16 protein-coding genes are annotated in these 19,920 nt (G+C 51.0%); 8 read left to right on the top strand and 8 right to left on the bottom strand.

Translation table 11 applies throughout. The features are described from left to right. Positions 1-139: 139 nt before the first annotated feature. Positions 140-934 (bottom strand): tetratricopeptide repeat protein, encoded by a 795-nt coding sequence (locus HY774_15235; protein MBI4749839.1) that lies wholly within the window; start codon positions 932-934, stop codon positions 140-142. Positions 935-2,056: 1,122 nt separating this feature from the next. Here HY774_15235 and HY774_15230 point away from each other — a divergent pair. The 7 genes from HY774_15230 (at position 2,057) to HY774_15200 (ending at position 9,846) form a co-directional block, all read left to right on the top strand. Then, positions 2,057-2,839 (top strand): DUF4388 domain-containing protein, encoded by a 783-nt coding sequence (locus HY774_15230; GenBank protein MBI4749838.1) that lies wholly within the window; start codon positions 2,057-2,059, stop codon positions 2,837-2,839. Between the two features lie 295 nt (positions 2,840-3,134). Beyond that, positions 3,135-4,394, top strand: coding sequence for a hypothetical protein (locus HY774_15225; protein MBI4749837.1), 1,260 nt, complete (start codon positions 3,135-3,137; stop codon positions 4,392-4,394). A 213-nt stretch (positions 4,395-4,607) separates the two neighbouring features. After that, positions 4,608-5,096: a roadblock/LC7 domain-containing protein gene (locus tag HY774_15220; GenBank protein MBI4749836.1), complete on the top strand. Its 489-nt coding sequence runs from the start codon at positions 4,608-4,610 to the stop codon at positions 5,094-5,096. A gap of 558 nt (positions 5,097-5,654) precedes the next feature. Continuing rightward, on the top strand, positions 5,655-6,464 hold the full coding sequence (locus HY774_15215) for a DUF4388 domain-containing protein (GenBank protein MBI4749835.1): 810 nt from the start codon (positions 5,655-5,657) through the stop codon (positions 6,462-6,464). A 192-nt stretch (positions 6,465-6,656) separates the two neighbouring features. Beyond that, a complete protein-coding gene (locus HY774_15210; protein ID MBI4749834.1) occupies positions 6,657-7,910 on the top strand; it encodes a HAMP domain-containing protein in 1,254 nt (417 codons plus the stop codon). Positions 7,911-8,226: 316 nt separating this feature from the next. Next, positions 8,227-9,405 (top strand): ADP-forming succinate--CoA ligase subunit beta, encoded by a 1,179-nt coding sequence (gene sucC / locus HY774_15205; GenBank protein MBI4749833.1) that lies wholly within the window; start codon positions 8,227-8,229, stop codon positions 9,403-9,405. Between the two features lie 105 nt (positions 9,406-9,510). Next, positions 9,511-9,846, top strand: a complete 336-nt coding sequence (locus tag HY774_15200) for a hypothetical protein (GenBank protein ID MBI4749832.1) — start codon at positions 9,511-9,513, stop codon at positions 9,844-9,846. 86 nt (positions 9,847-9,932) lie between these two features. Here the strand turns inward: HY774_15200 and HY774_15195 are convergent, their stop codons facing one another. The 5 genes from HY774_15195 to HY774_15175 all read right to left on the bottom strand — a co-directional run bounded on the left by HY774_15195 (position 9,933) and on the right by HY774_15175 (position 15,122). After that, positions 9,933-10,832, bottom strand: coding sequence for an STM4011 family radical SAM protein (locus HY774_15195; GenBank protein ID MBI4749831.1), 900 nt, complete (start codon positions 10,830-10,832; stop codon positions 9,933-9,935). Next, a complete protein-coding gene (locus HY774_15190; GenBank protein MBI4749830.1) occupies positions 10,829-12,148 on the bottom strand; it encodes an STM4012 family radical SAM protein in 1,320 nt (439 codons plus the stop codon). Before HY774_15190 ends, HY774_15195 begins: the two co-directional genes overlap by 4 nt. Beyond that, on the bottom strand, positions 12,145-12,954 hold the full coding sequence (locus HY774_15185; GenBank protein ID MBI4749829.1) for an STM4013/SEN3800 family hydrolase: 810 nt from the start codon (positions 12,952-12,954) through the stop codon (positions 12,145-12,147). Before HY774_15185 ends, HY774_15190 begins: the two co-directional genes overlap by 4 nt. A 70-nt stretch (positions 12,955-13,024) precedes the next feature. Then, entirely contained in the window at positions 13,025-14,221 is a 1,197-nt protein-coding gene (locus HY774_15180; protein ID MBI4749828.1) for an STM4014 family protein, read from the bottom strand. Continuing rightward, a complete protein-coding gene (locus HY774_15175; protein MBI4749827.1) occupies positions 14,193-15,122 on the bottom strand; it encodes an STM4015 family protein in 930 nt (309 codons plus the stop codon). The genes HY774_15180 and HY774_15175 overlap by 29 nt, the downstream gene beginning before the upstream one ends. Before the next feature lie 194 nt (positions 15,123-15,316). Between HY774_15175 and HY774_15170 the strand changes: the two genes are divergently transcribed. Continuing rightward, positions 15,317-17,155 carry a thioredoxin domain-containing protein gene (locus tag HY774_15170; GenBank protein ID MBI4749826.1) on the top strand — a complete coding sequence of 613 codons (1,839 nt, stop codon included), beginning with the start codon at positions 15,317-15,319 and terminating at the stop codon, positions 17,153-17,155. A gap of 133 nt (positions 17,156-17,288) precedes the next feature. Here the strand turns inward: HY774_15170 and HY774_15165 are convergent, their stop codons facing one another. Continuing rightward, positions 17,289-18,536 (bottom strand): hypothetical protein, encoded by a 1,248-nt coding sequence (locus HY774_15165; GenBank protein ID MBI4749825.1) that lies wholly within the window; start codon positions 18,534-18,536, stop codon positions 17,289-17,291. A gap of 230 nt (positions 18,537-18,766) precedes the next feature. Next, positions 18,767-19,795 (bottom strand): uroporphyrinogen decarboxylase, encoded by a 1,029-nt coding sequence (gene hemE, locus HY774_15160; protein MBI4749824.1) that lies wholly within the window; start codon positions 19,793-19,795, stop codon positions 18,767-18,769. Positions 19,796-19,920 lie beyond the last annotated feature (125 nt).

Here is a 19,920-nt window from a genome sequence, read left to right as displayed (position 1 = left end):
GATGAGTTGACTGATCCCACTCAAGATGAAGACTGGGGAACTGGCGGGTACCACTCAACGTGGAGTATCTGGCCCTGAACCCTGAACCCTGAACCCTGAACCCTGAACCCTGGTGGTATGATATTTCCATCCGACTCCCTTAAATGGCTTCTTCATTCAGCTTCGGCGGGGTCATTTTTCGAGCTGATTCCGGATCCAGAGCTGATAACCGTCCATAAGATTCCATTGCCAGTCGCGAGGACCGATTGGTCGTGATGACCTTGGTATATGCCTGGACCGCTTCAGTTGTTTTACCTTGCGCTTCATACAACTTGGCAATCGAGAACTGGATTGCTTCTGGTGGCAAAATCACCCCAACCCCGTGATTTTTCTCCCAAATTCCCTGCAATTCCAGGTACAGCTTGATCGCTTCGTCAGTCTGACCGTTGGAAGCGAGCGAATCAGCCAGGGCAATGCGGGCCATCTGGTTGATTTGTCCGTCACCAGTGCACAGCGCTCGCAGTTCCTGTTGTCCTTTGGGGGCATCCAGTTTCAACCGGCACAGCCCAATATAATACCGACTGAGTTCGCGCTGAGCTGAATAGGCCGCCGCCTGTTCAAACGCAGTTGCCGCCTCGGTGTATTTTTTCTGTTCATCCTGGTAGATCACTTTGCCAGGGGCCGGAGGGGTTGGGTTGGGGGCTTTGGGATCTTGAACTTCGGCTTGATAAATTTTGAATGCCTTGGCAAACGCCGCTTCACCTTTCGCCCGATTGCTGGAGTAAAAAGCGTATCCACCACCGATGATCACACCGGCGATGAGCAGGCCAAGCCCAAGCTTAAAGACGTTTCCACCCACGTCCTCAATTTGATGTTGAATGCCACGCAACCAGATATTAAAGGCCGGTTCACGTTTGAGTTCCTGTTTACTGAGTTTCTTGCTATGGGAAACCACTACGTTGCGCTCCTCGATTACAGAATGATTAAGGTGTTGAGTCCATATCGCAGATTCCAAGATTCCCAGAGGGCGGCCAGAAAGAAGGTGGGATTCGCGTTAAGCTCAGTCTCCTCTCAGCGGTGACAACCCAACGATGTTGAGCCCATGCCTGAATTCTTCAACCCAAACAAGAAGGTATCTGGTGGTGTAAAAAGGATATGGATATGAAACCTCAAACATAGTCTGATGGCTTTGCCAGTGTCAAGCAGGTGAGTGCGTGAAGGGAGGGGAGGTAACCGGGAAATTGTCCAATTGACTGAAGAGGAATGCGAAACCGGCTGACGCTGGGGCTCGTTGCCCACGAAACCACTCGCAAATTGAATAACTTGAAATCTGAGATCGTTTAGATTGACACTCTCAAACTAACTCTGCTAGTTTAGCCAGTGAAGTAACCCCTTTCCGCCTGAGTCAACAGACTCGGCCCTCAAGGGCCGGGCTTGAGTCGTGTCGCCACGACGCCATCTTCACGGATGGCCGGTGTGGGGAGATTGGTTCAAGTTCCAGTTGACCAGACCCCCGTGCAAATCACAGGAAACGATTGGGAAGAATCCATAGGTACCAGCGGATGCCGCCTCAGTCCGCTGCACTACGGTGACCGGTTAAACCCAGCATGGGAGTCAGTGCCAGTGCCGGTCACGACAAACCTTCCCAAATCCGGTCGAGAGGACGTCGAATCCGGTCGGCGGTCACAGTCAGACCGGTACGCACTACCCGACGCAAATCGGTGTGTGATGTACTCTCTTCACATCACATCGAGAGCGGGAAGGAGTAGTTCTTCCCGCTTTCGTATCAACTCAAAAAGGAGCGGCGTTTCCTCCTGGCCCAGCAAGGGCCGGGTCTCCACGCCGAAGATAGGATGAATATCTCTCCAAATTGAGATCTGCAAACGAACTCCGTCACCTGATCAACCTGGCTTGGGTGTGTGGTCAGCACGTTGACCCACAAGGAGGAGCGTTTTCATTTCAGGAAGCTTTTGACAAATCCAATTTTGCTTGCGTTCCCGCCGCCAGTTTTTCTGAGGCAGGGCGCATTTGATCGAAGTAGCTGAAAAACCCTGTTTGTGAAGTGTGAGAAAGTCTTATGGCTTTGGTGGGAGATCTCAAAGATTTAGCCCTTGTTGATATTATCCAAATTAACTGCGTTGGGCGAAATACAGCTCGGTTGACGGTTCACTATCCAATTGGCGACGGGATTTTTTATTTTGCGGAAGGTGAAGTCGTTGATGCCCGGCTGGGCAATTTGGTTGGAACCGATGCTGTATATAAAGCCCTGGCGTATGATCAGGGATCTTTTCGCATTGATACAGGGATCCCAGCTCCCCAGCGAACGATTTTTGAACCGTGGGCCAACCTGATTATGGAAGGGCTGCGGTTGTTGGATGAAGCCCGGGCTGGTTTGATTCCCGATCATACTGGATTGGTTGGCACCTCGACCCCGGCCTCAACCGAAACCCAGCGGGTGCAAAATGTCTACCAGACTCTGGTCTCTGATTTGACAAAAATCAAAGGGATTGACGGCGCGGTGGCCATGGCGCGGGATGGTACGGTGCATTCCTCACTCAATATCAAGCCATCTGAAAAAATTGGCATGATGAGCGCGCTTTTGGTTCATATGGCACGCCAGACCAGCACTCCAGGTCGGGTTGGTCCTTTGCAACGAACCACCATCAGTTTCGGACAGCGAAAAGCGACCATTTTTGACCAGGACACCTATCTGGTTTTGATTGAGTACGGCGCCGCGATCCGATACGAAACGATCAGCCCACATATTGACCGGGCGTTTCGGAAACTGGCTGCCCGCTCAAGTGGCGGCACGGGTGCCTTAACTGGCCCCCTTGGTGGTACTGGAATGCTTGGTATCTGACCGTTACTGGATCGGTCGGTGAGAGTTGCCCTGGGTTTTTCGGTGGAGAACCCCCAGTCCCGTACCCGTTTGGACCGCCTTGATATGATTTCGTTTCATCAGGTTGATTGACTTCAACCGAAATACTGAACACCTCTCCTGAGGTGACGCCACGCCGGATCCTGGTCGCTCAGGCCATCGCTCAAACAAGCTAGTCTGAGCGCCACTTCACTCACGCTTATCAAATACATACAGCCTGCTCACCTTTGCCCACAGGGCGGTTTCCAATTCACGTCTTCACTTCTCAGTTTCAATCATGCACGTTCCACGCGGAAGACCCATTCACGAAAACCTCAGCACCTCCTACGTTAATCTTGCCGCTTTGCTTGCTGAACTCCAGATTAGTGAATTTACCGGCTATGTCTCGATGAATTTCTGGAACTATGAAGGGTATGTGTTTCTCGACAATGGTCAGTTGATTAACGCCTATGAACGAGCCGAAACGGTGATCAAGCGTGGGCGCGAAGCCGTGGATAGTATTCTGTCGCGGTCCCAGGCTCGTGGCGGTGCCATCAGCTTCTTTCATCATCCCGAACCGGTGATCCGTGCGCTGGCTGGTATCATCAATGGGGAAGTCGTTTACCGGGAACTGGCCTCGGAGTTTACCCACCTTGAACGCCTGGTTGACAAGCTGAAAAAGACCCCTGAGGTCATCTGGTATGTCGAGGTGCTGCTGGACCGTGAGGCTGGCGCTGGGGTGATCTATATTATTGATGGGAAAGCTGAAGCCGTGGTGTCAATTCGGGAGAATGCCGAAAGCAATGTGTTGCGGACGGCCACTGGATCTGAAGGATTGGCCGTGCTGGTTGCCCAGGTGAATTCAGTTGGCGGCGTGTTTCATGTGTATCGCGATGCCGGCACCGCCAGCGCGCCTTCGTCGCCAGCCACCGGCTACCATCAGCCCGTACCGCAGTTAACCGCAGGGAGCAGTAGTACCTCAAACCCGCTCCTTCCAGGGGTTTCGACCGCCAATGTAACGGCAATCAGTTCGGTTCGGGCGACTTCCTCGCGGGCTGAAATGGAGCCGGCGACGGATTCGCTGGTAGTGGCTCTGGAGGACGACGACGTTGATCCTTCGGCGGTGGAGGAAGTTCACGGCTCCCCGGTGTCCTTAACCACAGAGCAGTATTCAGAACTGGTTGGATTAATGGGAGATGTGATGGCCGCGGTTGAACGCGGCATCGTTGATATCGTCCGTGAACCTGATTTCCGACTGGCTTTTCGGGAAGCGGCGATTCGAGCGGCTGAACACTATCCGTTTCTTGACCCATTTGCCGGAGAGTTTGAGTATACGGCTGGGGAAATCGTATTTTTAGGCTCGGCTCGACCCGTTGATTTTGTGGTCGGTCTCTCACAGTCCCTGCGATGGACGCTCGACGATCTGAGCCGCCGATTCACCGATGTTGATTTAGAGGCCCGGGTTGAAGCCACACTCAAAAATCTGCAACGCAATCGGCGTGAAGACTTTGAGAAGTTTGGTTTGGAAAGCGCCATTGAGGCAATTTTAGGCCATTAATTAACCACGAAGACTTGGCTTTTCACCTCTGTTTTTGATACAACGTGAGTCAATGCCTGGGGCGGTTTGAGAGTCTTGAAAGCCATCTGATTTTTTTGGCCAGCCGCAGCACGGGCAGTTTCACTCGGATCTTCCAGGCCGTACTCCTCAAAGTCGTTTTTTCCACGCTGTGACTTCAGCCAACCCAGCGATTTCAAAAATAAGTGGAGTCATATGTCAAAAGCTCATGAAGTTTTTTTACAGGAAATGATGCGGATCCCAGGGGTCAAAAGTGCCATGCTGGTCAATAACCGCGGTGAGGTATTGCTCAGCACAGGCCAGTTTACCCTCAACTCACAAGCCACCATCCAGATGGGGACCATCATTACTCAATCGGTTTCAGTCGCCGAGGGGGTCTATGGGAAAACTGACGAAATTTCAATCCTTTATGGAGAAGGTCGAATCACGACCATCACAAATCTTGACTTGCTGATTGAAAGTTCGTATGGTGTGCAAGAGGTCTTTGTGATCATCGTGAGTGCGCCCAATGCCAATCTTCCAACGATCCGCCTGACCGTGAAGGTCGCCGCCAGCAAGCTCAAACTCGACAAAGCAATTCGGGATCTGAAAGTCAGTGTTCGAGTTGATCGTCGCAATCTCTTGTCTCGTGATCGGCTTGATGCCACCAGTTGGGAACTGTTTGAAGCCATGAACCGGGCTTAAACCCGTGAATGGCATTGGTGAGCGCCCTCTTTCCCAATTCAAACACCCGGCAATCGTCTGGTCGCTTTTCGTGAGGTTGCTGTAGCGGAATTCAAGCCCAATCAGCCGTCCCTGAAGTTTCAGGTCACCGGGTGATATCCACATCTTCCTTTGAAAAGATGAGTTGGTTCCTTGAAAAGGAAAGCAGTTTGATCACGCCAAAGGAACGCTCCGTGCCTCAGTGCGGAGCAAGCCGTACGATGGTTTCCTCCTGAATTGTCAGCATCATCCTTAGTTCCAAAACCGCGGCGATCTTCCCGTTTCAGGCTGGTCGTCAGCACCCGTCCACCAAAACTTCATTTTCGCAAGCCAAGGCTGTATATCCTGCTTCCACGGCCCACACGGGCACGATCCTTTGGAGTGCGGCGGCTTGACGCCGCTTTCCCTGCTTCCACGGCCCACACGGGTACGGGGTGTTTCCCAGGGGTGGAGGTTGGACCTACCCAACGCCCTGGCCAAACCCACCGTGACCCGTAACTCAAAACAACGATTTTGATTTAGCCATCCAAGCCAACACATATGACAGACGCCTTCAGTGGAAATCTTGCTCAACTTAAACTCATTGACGTCTTGCGGTTACTGCATGCAAGCAACCGAACTGGGTTGCTTGAGTTAACCCATGATGATGGTCGGACCGGTGAAATTTACATCGAGAGCGGCCAAATCACCCACGCGATGTATGAAGAGTACATTGGCGAGGAAGCTATCTATAACCTCTTTTCCTGGGGCGCGGGGATGTTTCGCTTCCGGTCTGGGGAAGTTACTGATGAGCGAACCACCTCAATTTCGACCGAGGAAATTTTGCTGGAATGCGTGACATATGCCACGGAGTGGGAAAGTATCCGGCGGGTGATTCCGTCTCCCAATACCATCTTTCGCCTCCGCTCATCCTGGAATCAGGTTCGGGAAGTTTCACTTCGCGCCGAAGACTGGATGGTGATCCAAAACATGGATGGGTTGCGCACGGTGGCCGAAATCGCTGAAATTACCCAGTTGAACGAGTTATATACCTCGAAGGTGATCGTTCGACTGTTTGATCTGGGGCTGGTTGAATTTGTCGGCGAGCAAGAACCGGAAGAAGAAATCATTGACTCGGTTCCAGAAGAGTTGTTGTTGCGGATTGAAAAAGAACTAACTCGGGCCATTGGTCCGATGGGACCGATTGTGCTTGATGACAGTGCTGAATCGCTTGGCTTTAAACGGTCTCAGCTTCCACGCGATATGATGCCGGCCCTGGCCGAGCGTCTGGCGGAAGAAATTCCGGATACCGTACGCCGTGTCAACTTCCAAGAAGCCATGCTTGACATCATGCAGAAGCTGTATGAATGATCCTGGTGCTTTGCCTCTGGTTCCTGGTGCTTTGGTTTTCAAATGTACTGGTTGACTCAGAACCTGGAACCCGGCATCACTCACCACTGCCTGCCTGCCTGTGACCCAGGCCGCTACGTTGAGAACATTTTGACCGAAGGAGGCGCTCCCTGGACGGGCTGAACCACCACACCCTTGAGCGCGACGACCCTGATGAAACTAAACATTCGCAATAAACTGATTATTTTTGCCGCCCTGCTTGTGTTTACTCCACTGGCTCTTTCAGCCATTGCTATCCTTCTGCAGGTGAAGGGAAGCATTGAGGATAACGCTAAAAAGAATATTGAAAAAGACGCTCGCCTGGCTGAAAAAATCTATAAAGGCCGGCAGCAGATCATCAAGGAAATTGCCCAAAACCTGGCTCAGGCAATTTCAGCCGAGAATCTGCTTGAGTCTGCTCAGACGCCGTCAAACCCGACCACGAAGACCACAGCGGCGGCGCCGGCCAGCGCTGCCACCACGGCTCAGCAAAGCCAGTTGCGCGGCAAGAAGCGCATTCAGGAGTTGATGACCCAGCGCCAGGATCAGGTTGATTTTCTGATTGTGACGGACAAGAGCGGCAAGGTGCTGTTGACCAACAAAGGCGAGCCAAAAGGCAATGAATCCAAGCTTGAAGATCCGCTGGTGCTGAAATCGAAAAACAACCTGGACGCCAATCAGTTTGCTGATGCAGCCCTGGGTGGATCCGTGCGGGTTGATGCCGAAGCGTTGAAATCACTGGAACTGGATTCACAACTGGTCAAGCCCGGTGCTTCCGGATTGGCGATTGAAGGAGCTGCCCCGATCCTGGCTGGTGAGCGTTCGCTCGGGCTGGTGATCGCGGGGATCTTGCTCGACAATGCCAAACAGGATCGCTCGATCTCAGGGGAAATCAAAGAGGCAATGTATTCGGATCTGCCAAGTGAAGCCGCCGCCGCCGTTCTCAATGACACCAAAACCATCATTTCAGCCAATTTCCCTTCAGATAGCGGAAAATCAGCGGTTGGTCTCCAGATTAAACGCGAACTTCTGATTGATCGCCCATTGGCCGGAACAGACAACATCTACGACATTGACTACAAATCAGCGTTTATGCCGCTCAAGGATCCAGATGGCAAAAATGTTGGTTATGTAGGGGTTGCCATCAAGGAAAGCTGGTTCAGCGCGGTTATCAATCGTGTGCTCTTGATCATCGTGGCGATTTTTGTGGTCGTTCTCGGACTGGCCATTTTTGCGGCGTTCTATTTCTCGCAACGTCTCACCCAGCCCATCATTCTGCTGACTGAAGCCTCAAATCGAATCAGTCTTGGCGAACTGGATGAATCCATTGCCGTGGGTGGTTCAGACGAAATAGGTCAGTTGGCCGAATCGCTGGAGCGTATGCGCATCAGCTTGAAGTCTGCTATTGAACGCTTGCGCCGTCGGTAAATTTTTAAACCAACCCGCAATTTCTACTTGAGTGACAAGCGACAGGTGATGTACCAAGGCATTGCTTGTCACTTGTCATTTGCTTTTTCAGGGGGACGGGTTTTGACTCTTGACAGGATGACAAGGTGACAGGATGACAAGGTGACAGGATGACAAGGTGACAGGATGACAGGATGAGAAAATCCGAATCCCTGACCCCTGACCCCTAACCCCTAACCCCTAACCCCTAACCCCTAACCCCTAACCCCTAACCCCTAACCCCTAACCCCTAACTGCATTTATATTCTTTCATTTCCATCAGTTGAGAAGGTGATCCATGAAAATCCACGAGTATCAGGCGAAAGCCCTCCTTGCACAGTACGGAGTTGCTGTCCCACGAAGTCATGTCGCAAAAACCGTCCAGGAAGCCCGAGAGGCGGCGGAAAAACTTGGTTCGTTCCCGGTTGTGGTCAAAGCCCAAATCCACGCCGGCGGGCGTGGAAAAGGTGGCGGGGTCAAACTGGCCCGGTCAATGGAAGACGTTGAAACAGTGGCTTCGCAAATCCTGGGCATGAATCTGGTCACGCATCAAACCGGTCCTGAAGGCCGGATCGTCAACACCCTGTTGATCGAAGAAGGGCTGCACATCAAAAAGGAATTTTATCTGGGACTGGTGATTGACCGGGCGACATCGGCACCCGTGTTTATGGCCAGTGAGGCTGGTGGAATGGATATCGAAGAAGTTGCGGCCTCGACACCCGAAAAAATCTTGAAAGAATACATTGACCCAACCCTTGGGTTTCAGACCTTCCAGGCGCGGAAACTGGCGTTCGGCCTCGGACTCTCCGATAAGCTGGTGGGCAAAGCCGTCAAATTTATGATGGCGCTCTACCGGGCGTTTGTCGAAAGCGATGCGTCACTGGTTGAAATCAACCCGTTCCTGTTGACTGAAGAAGGCGATCTCTATGCGCTTGACGCGAAAATGACCTTTGACGACAACGCCATGTTCCGGCACAAAGACTATGCCGAACTCCGTGACCTCAACGAAGAAGAACCACTTGAAATCGAAGCTTCAAAATATGATTTGAACTACATCAAGCTGGATGGAAACATCGGCTGTATGGTCAACGGCGCCGGGCTGGCGATGGCGACCATGGACATCATCAAACTGGCTGGCGGCGAACCGGCGAACTTCCTGGATGTCGGTGGCGGCGCTTCGCAACAGCGGGTTGAAAACGCCTTCCGGATTTTGCTGGCGGATGAAAAAGTCCAGGCGGTGCTTATCAACATCTTCGGCGGCATTGTTCGGTGCGATATGGTGGCCAGTGGTGTGATCGAAGCCGCCCGCAACCTGAACGTACAGGTGCCGATTGTGGTGCGCCTCGAAGGCACCAACGTCGAACGCGCTCGTGAACTGCTTGAAGAGTCAGGTTTGAATTTTACAACTGCCTCAGGCATGGCCGATGCGGCTGAAAAAGTTGTGGCCCAGGCCAAAAGCTACGCCGCGGCAAACTAAAGATGCAGGGATGAAGAAGTCGGGCTGAAGAAAACGGGCTGAAGAATATTGGGTAAAACCAACTTCAGGTCCGTTTTCTTCAGCCCTTTGTTTTGGGTAAGAAGAATGGAGTATGCTCTTTCTGAAAAAAGCTATTCGCCAATCTCTAAATCTAAAAATCTCCGTTGCAGAAAGGTCGGCTTCCGCCCGGAGGGCGCCGGCGGATGGGCGCTGGAAGCTGGTTCGACTCTGTTTTTCGTGGAAGTTTCGGCTTCTGGCTCACGACTCCTGTTCCAGCGCCCATCCGGGCGCGAACCACTGCGGACCGACGATCCGGTGGTGTGCCCAAAGCGGCAAACCACCGGCTATTGTCCAGCGCCCATCCGGGCGAAAGCCAATTCGGAATCACCGAAATTCCATCCCCTATTTATGGGGACTTGTACTTATACCATTTTGGAATGAACCTAACGCATTACGGGAAAGCTAAATCATTGAAAAAACTGTATTTCCCTGAACCCTGAACCCGATACCCTGAACCCAAAATGGTATTAGGGTATTAAACCTGTTTTCTTCAGCCCTAAGCCCGAGGGTTTTTCAGCTCTCGAAACAGGAATTCGTTCCAACACTCCCTCCCCAAACACTCCATAAAGTTTTAAATCGTCCAGGTGAACATAGCCGATGTGGCACCCACAGGTTGCATTTGGACACAGGCGTTCTTTCAGTACCCTTTCAAAATCAACCGAATAGAGATTCCCAAGTAGTTGAGCTACAAAATGACAGCGCCGAATGGTACCGTCGCCATCAACCGAAATAACAGAGCTTCCTGTCCGGCACGTGTGTCCTAAACTTGGATGGTACTGATTATTCAAGGGAAAGAACGGGTCAATCGCAGACAGGTGTTGTATTTCAGGAGCCGTGTAGTAGTTTTCCAGCCGCTTGTACGCATTCACCCACAAATAGACTGAGGGAGGTAATTCCTTCCGGAGCAATTCGATGTCCTCGAAATGTTCTTTGAGCCCAACCACACCGACGCTGAATCGAACCCGATGCTTTTCGAGTTCCCAACATTTTGCTACAAACCGGGCACGTGAGACTTCTGACGGATGGAACGTGGCCCAAACACCGAGTCGGGTTACGTCACAATGTTTGATCCACTGGAGAGAACAGGAAAGATTGGTCTGAATTGCCACTTTCTCAATGTGAGGTAGATGACTCAGTTGAATGAACGCTGATTGATACCGTTTGTGGGTGAGTGCTTCGCCCCAGGGGGTGAACAAGACCGAAAGCTGGTCAGATGTCCGGCGTGCCATCCAGGTAACAAACCGGTTGAGCGCGCGTTCATCTGCCTGATGCTCAGCGGTACTTTCACGAACTTTGGCAAATGGACAGTACTCGCACCCATAGTTACAGCTTGAAAGCGGCCCTCGGTATAAAATTGAGAGTTTCATCGGCGGTGTGCAGTCTTGATAAGCGTTTTGACAGTCCGTGAATAAAGCCAGGGGCCAATAAGATCTGACCGTTCCAGGCCATCCGCAGAAAGTTGTATCGTTCCAGTGTTTTGAAAAGCCAGCCCTGATTCAAGCAGCAATTTGAGTTCTGGAAGTTCTTCAAACACATTGGAGCCAAAGCGGTTGCGATATGTTTCAACTTCCAGGCCACTGGTTTGAAGCAATGATTGAATCACAAACCGACGGCGCTGGTCTTCAGCGGTAAGCCGGATGCCATATGTTGCCTGGGCAAATGTCGAGTCAGGTTGTTGAACGTACTCAGCCAGGATTGAGCGGATGGCCAGGGCATCAACGGCATATTGATTTGAGTAGTGAACCGTTTGGGTGTATGAGCGTGCGCCGCATCCCAGCCCCACCATTCCATCTTCCTGACAGCAATACACTGGCCCGGTTTCTTTCGGCGCACCTGGCGCACGAAACATCCGCATGGAACATTGTTGATAGCCGGCGCTGAGCAACAGGTCCCGGCCTTCACGATAGCAGGTAAGCCGAATATCGTTCCACTGCTGTTCTTTTCGGCCAAGTCCAGTCAATGACCTCACATAGAGTGGATACAGGTAGAGTTCCTCAGGCGAAAACCGCAAAGCTGTCTGGAGCGAAAACAACCAGCTTTGGACCGTCTGTCCTGGTAATCCATAGATCAGGTCCAGATTTCGAGTTGGAAAACCAGTGTGGCTGATTCGGTCAATGGCCTGAAAAACGTCAGTATTTTTCTGACGACGGCCAACAGCCGCAACTTCTGATTCGACAAAGCTTTGGATTCCAAGACTAATGCGGTCCACGCCTCGATTCCGCAAGAATTGAAGTTTGGCCGTTTCAGCCGTCAGTGGCGAAGTTTCAATCGAAGTCGGAATCTGATGGGGATCAACTCCAAAGATCGTTTCCACCAGATCAAACAGGGTTTCCAATTCTGTCAAATTCAAATAAGTTGGGGTTCCACCACCAAACGCCAGGCGGGCAAAGCTGGCTGGACCGAGGGCATGCTGAACCTGAATTGCCTGCCGGTTGAGTGTGCTCAGATACGTGTGGGGTACTTCAGAACTGGGATTGGCCGTGGTAAACAAATTACAGAATCCACAGCGCATTTCACAAAACGGAATATGAATGTACAGGAAGAGCGCACGCCGGTTTTCACCTGCCCAAATTTCCCGAAGTGATACCGGTGGATCAAGCGGACGATACGCTGTCTTGTGCGGATAGGAATAGGAATATGCTTCGTAAGGTATTTGTTCCAAAAGAGATGATATAGAAGTCATGGTGTTTGACCTGCCAGTACGAATTCCGCATAGGGAACTGTCCAGACAACTGGATGCCCGAGGCGATGTCCGTAAAACCCATCTTCTCCGTAAGCTGTCCCGTGATCGGAACAGATCATCACCAGGACGGGACCACGTTGTCTGAGTTTTGAAAACAACGGTGGCAACTGGCTGTCAACATAGGCCAACGCCGCTCCTTGCGAGGCCGCTGAATCAGTCTTGGCACCTGGCAAATAATGAAAATTTGGTTGATGGAGTGCCGAAATGTTGACAAACAGAAATATCCGCTGGTTGGCTGCCATCTGATTGAGCCGTTCACAAGCCAGCTTTACCTGATGGCGGGTCGAGTTTGGGTGAGTCACCCCCAGCGATGGATCCCAGTAGCTTTCAGCAAAGAGGTTGGGCAAGACACTTCCCAGCGGTGTGAGTTTGTTAAAGAAACCAACCCCGCCAATACAAATCGTGTGATACCCCACGCTGGCAAATCCGGTCACAATGTCTGGAGTATTGAACACAAAAGTGTTCTGGGTAATTGTTTCACTTCCGGCAAAAGCGGTGGCAAATAACCGTGGGTGCGGGCCAGGCGTAACTGGTGTTGGCAGAAATCCAGCGAAAAATGACTGATGGGCGGCATAGGTAAAGCTGCCTGGCGTATGGCGTGCTTCCCATTGCCCATCCGGTAAGAGCGCGGCAAGTTGAGGAGTTTGACCCGTTTTCAGCATCTGGCAGGCCACGTCATAACGCAATGTGTCAAGCGTGAGAAATAACACGTTGTGTGAGCCAATCAACAAATTCCCATTGAGCATATTTGGAGGATGAAGTTTCAAGGTGAGGGAGAACCAGTGTCAGCAAGGTCCTTTTTGTCCTTTCTCCTTTTTATCCAGATCTCGAACGTTGATTGAGCCAGGGCAGCAGTTCGGTTGAATAGGTGTCCAGTCCGTTCTGCAAAACGCCGGGCAATAAATCTCCAAAGGCATTGATTTCAAGCACGGCATGACTGCGATACCCGGCAGTAATGAGCACATCAACTCCGGCATAAAAACTTCCTGGAAAACACGTTATTGCCTGCTCACAACTTTGAACTGCACTGTGCCAGAGGGCATCTGGGATGCGCACCCGGATGGCTTCCAGGTCCCCGCGAGTGTTAAGCAAGTGCAGATTGGTGAATGGGCTCCGGCTGGTTCGGGCGACAATGTGATGAACTCGACCAGCAATGACAACCATTCGCAGGTCAAAACAACCTTTCCCGGAAGCTGCTTTGGGAAGCCATCGTTCAACTTGAACCCGATGGCGGCAGAGGGCATTCACCAACTCCGCAATTTCCTTTGGATTGGTATAAGTTCTGATCTTGCGTGAGTTATAGAGTTTCAGGTGCGCTCGTTCCTGTACCATTTCAACCGTGGTGATTGCCTGAAAACGACCATTGTTGATTCGTAGCGCAACTGCTCCGGCAGCACTTGAGCCATGTGCCAGTTTGACGAAGACCTGATGGCAGCGGATTTGGTGCATGGTTGTCAGCAATTCGTCAAAACAACCTGTCGGACCGAGAGACTGGGGAACGGGAATGCCATTTTCGGAAAACAGGCTCTGACAAAGGCGTTTATCAAACATTCTGGCAATTGCGAGCGGAGATTGCAGGTACTGAACCCCCAAACACTCAGCTACCTGAACCTCAATGAGCCGGAGCGTTTTGCAAAACCCAAGATACCATTGACGAGAAGGCCATAAGCGACCTTTTTCAAATTGAAGGCGGTCAACTTCCTCGGGTAAAAGGAATTCTGATCTTTCAGAAGCTGCTGGTTCTGAACCGAGTTTGAGAAAGGCTCGATAGGTCTCAAAGTCTTTGTCCGGTGATTCAATCCGAAGCAATGAGTCTGACTTCATCACATCGGGCAGCCGAACTCGTCCAGCAATCAAATCAGTATAGGGAACCACCTGTGCTGGTGGGAGATTGAGTCGGTTAAGTGCCGCTTGCAGATGATCTATCCGCTGGCCATTCGGGTTACCAATGACAACCAGGTGAAAAGGAGGAACCGTCGCCACATCACTCACCCACTTCGACGTAACGATCATCCTGATCACATTCTCCTTGAGCGTCAGAGAGATCCACTTCAATACCCAGTGCCTTCAATTTTTCCATCATTTCATCTGAGCAGTAGTGATGATGGAGGTCAAGAAAACGCAATCTGACGGTTGCCGGGCTTTTGAGCAATGCTTCTGCCCCTTCATTCCCCAGTGTTCCTAAAGACAGGTCAAGGGTTTCAAGGCGTTCCAAAAGCGGGGAATCAGCAATTGCTGTGGCAATCAGATCTGTGAAATCGCTGTTGCGCAATCCAAGATATTTGAGTTGAGGAAAAAGTCTACCGGAAAAGAGAGGTGACAGGTCTACGAGTTCTGTCGTGGCTCCGTAATTTTCAGTTCCAAGCCAGAGTTCAAGGTGTTCAAGCTCGGGAAAATCAGCCGCTGTCACAGATCGAACCACACTGGCGTTGAGTCCACCAGTTTGAATCGTGAGTGATTTAAGATGTTCATGCCGAATGGTGCCAAGTGAAAGACCAGCACCTCCGCGCACGCCGAAATGTTCAAGATTTGGATATGCTTGCAAGGTTAGCGTGATATTGGTTTGTTGGATCCAGGAGATTTCACATTCTTCATATGTGACATCGCCGAGAAACAAAGCTTTGAGATTGGGGAGGTATTCGCAGGCTGATTCCAGGGCGTCTGCTACAAAACCTGCTTCGGTGCCCGTGTACATTTCACCCCAGTTCCCGACCACAATGCCATACACCTGACTGGCCTCCGGGTTTTCAAGAAATTTTGACAATAAATCGGGCCATTCCTCACCTTCTTGTTCAGCTTCGTAGGAAAGACTGATGCGGAAACAAGTTTCAGCGGGATTGATGAGGTTGTCGCCTGGGTTCCAATCAACAACGGGCTTACCTCCAAAATTTGTTGTGAGCTCATTGATGGTCATAAAAATTGATTCCTGTTTGGGATAAGGGTAAGAATTCAGATTGAGAATTGCCAGAAGTAAAGCCTCCTGACTGGAAAAACTCAAAACCATTTTTCATCACGTTTCCGTAAGGGGAGCTTGTTCAACCACTGAACATTCTGTTTTTCACCTGTTTGATCCAAAATTCGATTTCAAACCATTTTTTAGGACGAGATATGAACCGAAAAATTTCAATCATCGGTATTGTGCTGGTTTTTTTCATTACGGCTTGTGGGTCGGTCACCAAACCGTCGCAAGCCCAGAGCCAAACGGCTGTACCTCAGGTTGCCCAGACTGACGACCACTCAAAACCGGGCGGCATTCACTGGGAAGGCTGGTCAGATGACCTGTTTGAACGCGCCAAACGTGAAAACCGGCTCGTGATTCTCGATCTCGAAGCCATCTGGTGCCACTGGTGCCACGTCATGGCCAAAGAAACCTATTCCGATCCCGAAGTGATTAAGCTGATTGGCAGCCGCTACATTGCCGTCAAAGTGGACCAGGATTCACGACCTGACCTGTCCAACCGTTATGAAGATTATGGCTGGCCGGCCACAATTATCTTCGATTCCAACGGGCAGGAACTCGCTAAACGCTCCGGCTATATTCCTCCACGCCCAATGGCCACCATGTTGCAGGCGTTTATTGACGATCCAACCCCAGGTCCTTCAGTTGGTGCTGAAGCCCAACTGACCGCCCCGGAATCAGCTTTCCTGACGGATGCGCTCCGCAAAGATGCCTTGCAGGTCCATATGACCGGCTATGACACAAAGTATGGAAGCTGGGGCTTTATTCACAAATATCTGGAATGGGACAGCGTCGAATATTCGATGATGCTGGCCAAAGATGGCGACAAAGCCGCTGAACAGCGAGCCAAAAAATCACTGGCCGGCGAATTAAATCTGATTGATCCAGTCTGGGGCGGTGTCTACCAGTACTCAACCGGCGGCGTCTGGACCGAACCCCATTTTGAAAAGATCATGTCGCATCAGGCGGAAAACCTCCGGATTTATTCGCAGGCATATGCGATGTGGAAAGATCCAGTCCACCTGAAAGCCGCTCAGGATATTCACCAATTCCTTAAAAACTTTTTGACTAGCCCGGAAGGCGCCTACTACACCAGTATGGATGCCGACCTAATCCGGGGCGAACATAGCGAAGCCTACTTCAAGCTCAATGATGCCGGACGTCGCAAGCTTGGGATTCCGCGAGTTGACCAGCACGTGTATGCTCGCGAAAACGGCTGGGCCATCACGGGTGTGGCGTCGCTCTATGCCGCCACCGGAGACCAAAAATACCTGACTGAAGCCGTGACCGCCGCCAACTGGATTGTGGCGAACCGGTCGCTCCCGGATGGCGGATTCCGCCACGATGCCAAAGACCCGGCGGGGCCGTATATGGGTGACACGCTGGCGATGGGCCGGGCGTTCCTGGCGCTCTATAGCGTAACTGGCGACCGTGAATGGCTGAAAAAAGCCGAAGTTGCCGCCCAGTTTATTGGAAAGACTTTTTCACATCAGGTGAAAGGTGGTCAAAGCGTCGGGTTTGAAACGGCAAAACCGTTGAAGATGAATCCTTCCAAACCACAACGTGATGAAAACATTGTCATGGCCCGTTTTTCAAACCTGCTCTTTCATTACTCTGGAAAAGAGGAGTATCGAAAACTGGCCGAACAGGCGATGCGCTTCCTGGTGAATCCTGATATTGCGACCCGTCGGCCAACTGGTGGAACATTGCTCACCGATTTGGAACTGGCCCGCGAGCCGGTGCATATCACGGTGGTTGGTGCCAAAGATGACCCGCAAGCCCAGGCGCTTTTCCGGAGCGCAATGAGTTATCCGATTGGATATAAACGGGTTGAATGGTTTGATCGTCGTGAAGGGGCACTCCCGAACAATCAGGTGGAGTTTCCCGAATTGCCCAAAGCCGCCGCCTTTGCCTGTGCCGGAGTGAGATGTTCGCTTCCTGTGTTTGAGCCCAAAGAAATCCGACCAATGGTCGAGCGGCTCAAGTAACAGAATGAAGAATTGAGAATGAAGAATGAAGAATGTGTTAGTGGTTAGGAACCAATACCTTCCAAGAACGAAGAACCAAGAACCACGCATTCAATTCTTCATTCTCAATTCTTCATTCTCAATTCTTCATTCTTCAGTTTCCATCAATTTGCACACTGAGTTGATTGATTGGCCCAAAGATCATCCGACTGATTTCAACCAGGCGGCTGGTGTGTTTTGACGTATGAGCCGCCGCTGGTTCCTTCCCAATCCCATACAGCACCATCAATTGCCGGCCATTGAGTTTGACATCGTGGGCTTGCTGGAGCATATCCGCCAGTTCACGGTCACCCAGTTGTCTGAGAACTGAGACCAGTAATTCTCCAGCGTGACATTCCTGGTATTCACGGGTCCGCCGCATCCGCTCTTCAATCAGGCGGCGGGCTTCGTCAAGGTTGTTGGTTGCGAGTCGAAACGTGCAAATCCAGTGCAGATAATCATAGGTGGCGGCTGGCCGGTGGAGCAGGTCACGACATAGATCATCCACCAGTTTGAGGTACCGGGCCTGATTGGTAATCGAAACCAGTTCGGCCAGGTTTAATTTTTGGTGATGGTATTCTTCCAGAAGCGGTGCCAGTTGCGTGCCGGGAAGATTGTCGTGAAATTTTCGGCGAATGTATCCTTTGAGGCTAAATAAGGTCAGCCGTTCCGGCGTAATCGAGTTTTCTTCGTTTAGTTCGCCTTCCAACTGATCGCTTTGCGTCTTCAAGCGTTGGAACGATTTATCCAGAACGCCCAAAAGTTCAGCCGCCGAATCAAAATATCCGCGAATGCGCTCGGGAATATCGTGCTTGTATCCAATCGCGTGTTCCAAGGCGGCCCAGGCTTCCTGCATCAAGGTCCGAACCTGAATCTCAAAAACCAGTGTTCCCAGGTCGGAATTTAAACCCACGAGTGATGGACTGAGACGAGCCAGGTAGTGGATCGAGCCATACCCGGAAATTTTTCGGGTGATGTGAAATTCTTCTTTGTGTGCCCAGGCTAAATCATCCCACAAATAGGCTTTCGGTTTTCCAATAAAGGAAAAGCTGCCACATTCCGTGAGAAAGAGATGAATTTTTTCAAGATCCTCGGGGAACATACAGATAATGCGTGCCCCAACCAGATCTGTCATTTCGGAAAAGACGGATTCGCCGGAAAACCCTCGTCGCTCGACTTTGACCAGAAAACTCTCAAGGGATTTAACCCGTGTCATGACCCGATAAATATTGGCGCCACTGTGTTCCAGCAACAGTGGACAATTCAATTCATTGGCCAGCCGGGCTTCAAGATTGACGAAGGTGCCCAAATTGGCTTGATACGCTGCCGTTAATGCACTCTGCGACAAATGTCTGGCACCCATATGCTTTCCCCCTTGAATGAAGAAACCATTTAGTGGTTAGTGGTTAGTGGTTAGTGATGCGAATTAAGAGTTGAAAAAAGAGCGGATTTGAGCCCAGGAACTGGGCTGAGAACCAAAACGGCTTCAACTCTTAACTGGCATTAGCGGTTAGTGGTTAGAAATCACTACTTTCGAAAAAGCACCAAAAAACCAAGAACCAGGAACCAAAAGCTAACCACTAACCACTTTATTCATTCTCTCCCTTGACCGGTGGCGACAAACGCCCGTGCGTTTTCAACCGGTGTTGGTGGCAGGATTCCATGACCAAGGTTCAGAATAAATCCGGACTGGTCTTTCATTGAGGCCAGAATTTCTTGAACCGACTGAACCACTTTTTCGCGTGGGCCAAGCAGGCGGCATGGATCCAGATTGCCTTGCAGTGCCACTCTTCCGCCAGTTCGGCGGCGGGCATCGGCGAGGCTGGTCCGCCAGTCAATACTTAAAACATCTGCTCCCGATTGTTCCATAAGTTCAAGCAGGTGAGAAGTCCCATTGAGATAAAGAATGCGTGGGACTTGATTTCCCACCTGTTCAAAGACTCTTTGAATGTAGGGCAGGGCATATTCAGCAAAATCAGCCGGTGAGAGTTCACCCGCCCAGGAGTCAAAAAGCTGAATCGCCTGGGCCCCGGCTTCAATCTGGGCTTTGAGGTAGAGGGCCTGCGTATCGGCCACTTTTTCCATCATGGCATGAAACGCTTTGGGTTCGCGGTGCATAAATCCTTTGATATGGATATAGTTTTTTGACCCGCCGCCTTCAATCATATAGGCTGCCAGTGTCCAGGGAGCACCCGCAAAGCCCAGAAGCGGCACCGCCCCCTGAATTTCAGCACGCAATTGACGCAATATCTCAAAAACAAAGGGCATGGTTTCAACCGGGTCTGGAACGCGCAGGCGATGTACGTCGGCTTCACTCCGAATCGGATGCACAATTCGAGGACCAATTTTCTCGGTAATTTCAACGTCCAGTCCCATTGCTTCAACCGGAACAAGGATATCAGAAAACATGATGACTGCATCAACCCCAATAATTCGAAGTGGTTGCATTGAAACATCAACTGCGAGTTCAGGGGTTTTGCATAGAGTCATAAACGGAATATCCGCACGTACGGCACGATACTCAGGCAGATAGCGACCTGCCTGGCGCATCATCCAAACCGGAGGACGTTCAACGGGTTGTTGCCGACAGGCACGAAGCAAAAGGTCATTGTGTAAAGTCATGATGGATACTCATTTCAATCAAAAAAGACTTGGTTGGTGATTGGTAGCTTGCAGGAAATGAAAGAATCGACAACTTGTCAATATCAAGAATTGATTTGCTCTGGCAAGCCTCGCTATACTGTCGC

The sequence above is a fragment of the Acidobacteriota bacterium genome (assembly GCA_016208495.1).
Lineage (GTDB): Bacteria > Acidobacteriota > Blastocatellia > Chloracidobacteriales > Chloracidobacteriaceae > JACQXX01.
This window is presented reverse-complemented; position numbering and strand designations above follow the sequence as displayed.

Coding starts and splice junctions, on each gene's coding strand:
- HY774_15230 (MBI4749838.1), top strand. CDS start 2,057: ATGGCTTTGGTGGGAGATCTCAAAGATTTAGCCCTTGTTGATATTATC.
- HY774_15225 (MBI4749837.1), top strand. CDS start 3,135: ATGCACGTTCCACGCGGAAGACCCATTCACGAAAACCTCAGCACCTCC.
- HY774_15220 (MBI4749836.1), top strand. CDS start 4,608: ATGTCAAAAGCTCATGAAGTTTTTTTACAGGAAATGATGCGGATCCCA.
- HY774_15215 (MBI4749835.1), top strand. CDS start 5,655: ATGACAGACGCCTTCAGTGGAAATCTTGCTCAACTTAAACTCATTGAC.
- HY774_15210 (MBI4749834.1), top strand. CDS start 6,657: ATGAAACTAAACATTCGCAATAAACTGATTATTTTTGCCGCCCTGCTT.
- sucC (MBI4749833.1), top strand. CDS start 8,227: ATGAAAATCCACGAGTATCAGGCGAAAGCCCTCCTTGCACAGTACGGA.
- HY774_15200 (MBI4749832.1), top strand. CDS start 9,511: ATGGAGTATGCTCTTTCTGAAAAAAGCTATTCGCCAATCTCTAAATCT.
- HY774_15195 (MBI4749831.1), bottom strand. CDS start 10,832: ATGAAACTCTCAATTTTATACCGAGGGCCGCTTTCAAGCTGTAACTAT.
- HY774_15190 (MBI4749830.1), bottom strand. CDS start 12,148: ATGACTTCTATATCATCTCTTTTGGAACAAATACCTTACGAAGCATAT.
- HY774_15185 (MBI4749829.1), bottom strand. CDS start 12,954: ATGCTCAATGGGAATTTGTTGATTGGCTCACACAACGTGTTATTTCTC.
- HY774_15180 (MBI4749828.1), bottom strand. CDS start 14,221: ATGATCGTTACGTCGAAGTGGGTGAGTGATGTGGCGACGGTTCCTCCT.
- HY774_15175 (MBI4749827.1), bottom strand. CDS start 15,122: ATGACCATCAATGAGCTCACAACAAATTTTGGAGGTAAGCCCGTTGTT.
- HY774_15170 (MBI4749826.1), top strand. CDS start 15,317: ATGAACCGAAAAATTTCAATCATCGGTATTGTGCTGGTTTTTTTCATT.
- HY774_15165 (MBI4749825.1), bottom strand. CDS start 18,536: ATGGGTGCCAGACATTTGTCGCAGAGTGCATTAACGGCAGCGTATCAA.
- hemE (MBI4749824.1), bottom strand. CDS start 19,795: ATGACTTTACACAATGACCTTTTGCTTCGTGCCTGTCGGCAACAACCC.